The following is a 2,546-nucleotide window of genomic DNA, read 5'->3' as shown; positions in this document are numbered from 1 at the left end:
TCCCTGCCCGTTTGCCACAGAGTATGGCTTAGCACTCAATACACGCCTTGGCATACGAGGCGCGTTCGATTTCCAGCACCTCTACACACAGTTGCACCTCGACACCATCAGGCCAGCACTGCTGCTGCAACACCTGCAGCAAGCAGGCGGACAAGGCCTGCCGGGTAGCGGGTGAGCGCCCATCAAGAATGGACAATCTGGCGTGCACGAATGCGCGCGGCGCTAGCGAAACACCGATCAGAAAGGCATCCATCCTCTGTGCCCGGCTCTTGATGTCGCGCTCTTCAAACTGGCCACAGGCCAGCAGTGCCTGATTCATCGCCAACAGCAGCGCGCCGGTATCCAGTGCCGACAAATTGTCCGAATATTCGATATTCAGGTGGGGCATAACGACTCCTTTAACACAAAAACGATCAGCTTTTTACCGGCACCGGCATCCGCATTGCCGCCTGCGGCTTTTTCTGGCTGACCAGCACCCCACCGAACACCAGCGCACATGCCAGCCACTGTGACAGGTTCAGCATTTCGCCCAGAATCAGCCAGGCCAGCGCCACCGAAAACACCGGAATCAGGTTGATAAAGGAAGCCGCGCGCGCCACATCGACCTTGCTCACCGCCCAGGTATACAGACCATAGCCGCCCAGCGTGATGCAGGCCCCCAGATACACCACCCATACACTAGGCCAGAGCGGCAGCGTATCCGGCCACTGCCCCCACGGCGTCAGCATGCCGATGCCGAACCATAGCGAGCCCATCAGCGCCTGCACCCCGGTCAGCAGCAGCGCCGAATAGCGCGGTGACAGCTTCTTGGCGATCAGCATATAGCCGGCACCACACACCATGGCCAGAAACTCCAGCGCATTACCAAGCAAGGGATTGGGCGCGTCGGCACTGCTGCTGGCGCCCACCGTCAGCCACACCACGCCGGCAAACGACACCACCATGCCGGCCCACACCTGACGGCCATGGCGCTCGGCCAGAAACAGCATGGCACCGGCCGTCACCAGAATCGGCAGCGTGGCGGTGATCACCGCTGCCTGCGAGGCACTGGTCAGCATCAAAGCCTTAGCTTCGAATAAAAAGTACAGACAAGGCTCGGCCAGTCCCAGCCCCAGCAGCCATTTCCAGTCACCCGCCTGATAGCGCCAGCGCTTGCCGGCACGCAAGATCAGCGGCAGCACGCATAGCGACGCGATCACCATGCGCGCAAAAAGCACGAATACCGGGTCGAACACGGCAAAGACATACTTGAGGGCAATAAAGGAACTGGCCCATAACAGCATGGCCAGTGTCAGGGCAAGATAGGGCAGCATGGCAGGCAGGCTTCACAAAATTTTAAACAGCATTATCTACCCTTAATGCATATTTAAACAAGCTAACACCACGCCCCATAAAAAAAACGAGCCTGAGGCTCGTTTTTCATCATGCAACAGCAAACGTGCTTAACGCAGGATCTGCACCGACTTCACATCGACTTCCACCCCGCTGATTTCCTTGTCCACCTTGCCGCTCAGGCGCACGCGGGTTGCCGCGTCGAAATTTTCTGCCGGCAGATATTGATGGTCGATCTCGACCCGGATCTCGCCGCTGGCATCGCGGAACTGGTAAGTCTCATGCGTGAGCTGCTTGACGATCTGCCCTTCCAGCACGAAGCGGGTATCGTCGGCCGCTTTTTGTGCGGCGGTAATTGTCGTCACGCCCGGCACGGCACCCGGGCCGGTATAGCTGTTCTGGGCATCGCCTGCATAGGCTGCCAGTGGCAGAACGGTGGCGATCAGGGCGGAGATGGCGAGTTTTTTCATGGCAGTGTTCCTTGTGCATCCGGTTTCGATAGACGGCATTTAATCATTTAGAGATTAAGGAATACTTAAGCAGGTAAAAACAAAAAAGCGAGGGATCTCCCCTCGCTTTCGAACCTAAGCATCCGGTAAAAACTACTTTACCATTTCAGTGGCACGCCAAAGCCGCCCGACACCTGCGTTTTGCTGCCGCTCACGCCCACACTCAGACTAAGCGAATTGCCGCTCTCCAGCCTGCGCCCCAAGGCCAACGCCAGCGCGCCATGCCCGGCAAAGCTGGACAGGCCTACCCCGATGCCCTGTACCTGCATCGCATTGGTCACCGCCGCCGCATTGGCACCGGCCAGCGAGATGCCGGCGCGGTACTCGCGCTGGCTACTCTTGATCGTGTCTTCCAGATTGTCCATGCGCTGGTCAAACTGGCTGCCCAGCTCGCGGGTAAACTGCTGCAATTGCCCCAGGTTGACCGCATCGGTCTTACTGGTTGCATCCGCCACATTCACGATACGACGCTCCGCCCCCGCCGCGCCCACGCTCACGGTATCGGATTCGGTGGCCACCGAACCATTACCCAGCGCGACCGCATTTTTGGCATTAGCCTTCACTTCGGCATTATTGCCCAGCGCCACCGCGAATTCGCCGCGCGCCTTGGCTTCATCCCCGATCGCGGTGCTGTTGGTGCCAGACGCAGCACTGTTCACACCGATCGCCACGGACGACTTGGCATAAGAACCCGCGCCGATAGCA

Annotated in this window: 4 protein-coding genes; all 4 read right to left on the bottom strand. The window is 58.9% G+C overall.

What is annotated here, in order from left to right:
• Positions 1–28: 28 nt before the first annotated feature.
• The gene (locus tag EGI20_RS17455) at positions 29–388 is read right to left on the bottom strand and encodes a 5-carboxymethyl-2-hydroxymuconate Delta-isomerase (protein WP_498631392.1); all 360 of its coding nucleotides are present in this window, start codon (positions 386–388) and stop codon (positions 29–31) included.
• A gap of 25 nt (positions 389–413) precedes the next feature.
• The gene (locus tag EGI20_RS17450) at positions 414–1,313 is read right to left on the bottom strand and encodes a DMT family transporter (protein WP_498631393.1); all 900 of its coding nucleotides are present in this window, start codon (positions 1,311–1,313) and stop codon (positions 414–416) included.
• A 129-nt stretch (positions 1,314–1,442) separates the two neighbouring features.
• A complete protein-coding gene (locus EGI20_RS17445; RefSeq protein ID WP_498632984.1) occupies positions 1,443–1,802 on the bottom strand; it encodes a YgiW/YdeI family stress tolerance OB fold protein in 360 nt (119 codons plus the stop codon).
• Positions 1,803–1,939: 137 nt separating this feature from the next.
• A partial coding sequence (locus EGI20_RS17440; RefSeq protein ID WP_498632982.1) for a YadA family autotransporter adhesin occupies positions 1,940–2,546 on the bottom strand: 607 nt, incomplete at its 5' end.

The organism is Aquitalea sp. S1-19 (assembly GCF_024343515.1).
The sequence above is the reverse complement of the archived record's forward strand: the minus strand, read 5'-3'. Positions and strand labels throughout refer to the sequence as shown.

What these genes read in the sequence shown, in the direction of transcription:
- EGI20_RS17445 (WP_498632984.1), bottom strand. Translation starts at nt 1,802, where the DNA reads ATGAAAAAACTCGCCATCTCCGCCCTGATCGCCACCGTTCTGCCACTG.
- EGI20_RS17450 (WP_498631393.1), bottom strand. Translation starts at nt 1,313, where the DNA reads ATGCTGCCCTATCTTGCCCTGACACTGGCCATGCTGTTATGGGCCAGT.
- EGI20_RS17455 (WP_498631392.1), bottom strand. Translation starts at nt 388, where the DNA reads ATGCCCCACCTGAATATCGAATATTCGGACAATTTGTCGGCACTGGAT.